The organism is Microbispora hainanensis (genome assembly GCF_006874475.1).
In the GTDB taxonomy this organism is placed as follows: Bacteria; Actinomycetota; Actinomycetes; order Streptosporangiales; family Streptosporangiaceae; genus Microbispora; species Microbispora hainanensis.
This window is the reverse complement of sequence record NZ_VIRM01000121.1, coordinates 1-2026: the sequence shown is the minus strand read 5'-3', so window position 1 is coordinate 2026 and position 2026 is coordinate 1. Positions and strand designations below refer to the sequence as shown.

The window sequence follows — 2026 nt, the reverse complement described above, 5'->3', positions numbered from 1 at the left end:
CCCGAGTTTCGCAGTTGGTGGGCAGACAAGGTTCGTGAATCCGGGGGCTGACCTGGGGAAACGAGCATGAGGCAGCAGCAGGGGCGTGTGTCCACGCTCCTGCAGGGCGTTTTCCCTGCTCAGGGCCTATTCGGCGGGTTGGAGACCGGTCATCTTTGGCGGCGGGGCGATGCCGCAGTCTTTGAACAGCTGGGCCTGGGCGGGGGTGAGTTTGGTGGTCTGGGTCAGCCGTCCGGCGGGACCGGCCAGAGTGACCTGATGGACGCGGGACAGTTCCCGGTTGATGGTGCGCCAGGTCTGCCCGGTCCGGCGTTCGGCGACCCGGATGAGCAGCAGCGCCAGCCAGCACAGCAGGACGTGGGCGGTAATCCGCTCGTCCAGGCGGTGGTAGACCGGCCGCAGATCCAGCGTGGTCTTCATCGTGCGGAACGCCGCCTCGGCTTCCAGCAGGTTCTTGTAACCAAGGGCGACGTCTTCGGGGGTCAGGTCGGGGTCGGAGGTGGCGATGAGGTACTTGCCGTCCAGGTTCGCCTCGGCCTTGACCTTCACCGCGTCGATGGACAACCGGCCGGTCGAAGGATGCTGCTTCAGCCAGCGCCCGAGCGAGGGGTGGTCACGCAGGGCGCACTCGGCCTTGCGGTGCACGGCATCACCCGGCTTGGCGCTGATGCGCTTGTTGCCCTGACGGGCGGCCTTGGCCTGGGCCTTGTTCACATCGGCGGCGCGAGCCGCGGCAATCCGCTCCAGTTCCTGCCGGATCGCCTCCAGTTGGGCCTCACGGCGGGCCGCATCCCGCTCGGCCTCGACGGGGTTGTGGCAGATGATCCACCTGCGCCCGGGGTCGGAGGTGAGCTTGACCTCCTTGACCCGCAGGTTGTCGCGGACCTGCTGGTAGCGGCCCTGCCGTGACAGCGCCTGGGCTGCCTGCTCACTGCCCTCGCGCATCTTGACGCCGCAGATGTAGTGGCCGCCGGCGCGCTGCAGGTAGGCCATGTTCTCCCGGGAGGAGAACCCCGAGTCGGTGACGGTGACCACCCGGCCCAGCCGCCAGTCCCGCAGATCGTCTTTGACCTGCTCGATCACCGTCATGTCGCTGGTGTTGCCGGGCCAGACCCACACCCGCACCGGGATGCCCTCGCGGGTGACCGCCAGTCCGATGACGATCTGCGGCAGGTCCCGGCGGTGGTCCTTGGAGTGCCCGAACCGCCGCAGGACGCCCCCGCCGTCCTGGTCGGCTTCGGCTTCGCCGTCGCGTTCGAAGTACGTGGAGGTCGTATCGAAGAAGATCAGATCGACCTCGAGGTTCAGCAGGTTGGCCGCGGAGAAGAACACCGCGCGGGACACCTCGCCCTGGGCGTCCGCGCTGACCAGCAGGTCCATCGCCCGCATCGCCTGGTCCTTGTCCATGGTGGCCAGGCCGGGGACCGCGACGGTGTGAGTGACCCAGTCAGCGGCGGCGAGCTTGGACGACGGCGCGATCGCCCGGTTGGCGACCAGCGCGAAGATGACCCGTTCGACATCGGTGCGGAACCGTCGCGGGCCCAGCACGCCTGCCAGGGCCTTGTCGATCTCCAGCATCCGCCACAGCCCGTCCAGCAGCCAGATCGCCCCGAACGGGCGGGCTGAGTCCACCGACAGCGGGCCCGCCTCGGCTCCCAGCGGGGCGGAGGCGTCGTCCTCATCGCCGAGGTAGCGGTTGATGGAGGCGACCAGGCGGCGCAGCGCGTCCACGTCGAGGTTGTCCTCGCGGCCCAGGTTGACCAGGACCTCGGCCTGCGTCGTGCCGTTGATCCGATGGTTGTTGGCCAGCTGTAGGTATCGGACCACGCTGCCGTCGCGGTTCCGCCGCTGCGTCTTCCGCAGATACATGCCCGCATCATGCATCAAAACAATCAGGTAGCGCAGCAAAATCGATCAGAATCGTGTGCCCACACTTTTCACGTCCAGCGATACCTCGTAGTCCGCTGACCAGCGGTTACACTACGCGATCAAGGCTCATGTGCCCGCGAACTGCGAAACTCGGGTT

General features: G+C 67.5%; 1 protein-coding gene. It reads right to left on the bottom strand.

Annotated elements, in window-relative coordinates; genetic code table 11:
• Positions 1-126: 126 nt before the first annotated feature.
• On the bottom strand, positions 127-1869 hold the full coding sequence (locus FLX08_RS39700; protein WP_167530768.1) for an IS1634 family transposase: 1743 nt from the start codon (positions 1867-1869) through the stop codon (positions 127-129).
• Between the last annotated feature and the right edge of the window lie 157 nt (positions 1870-2026).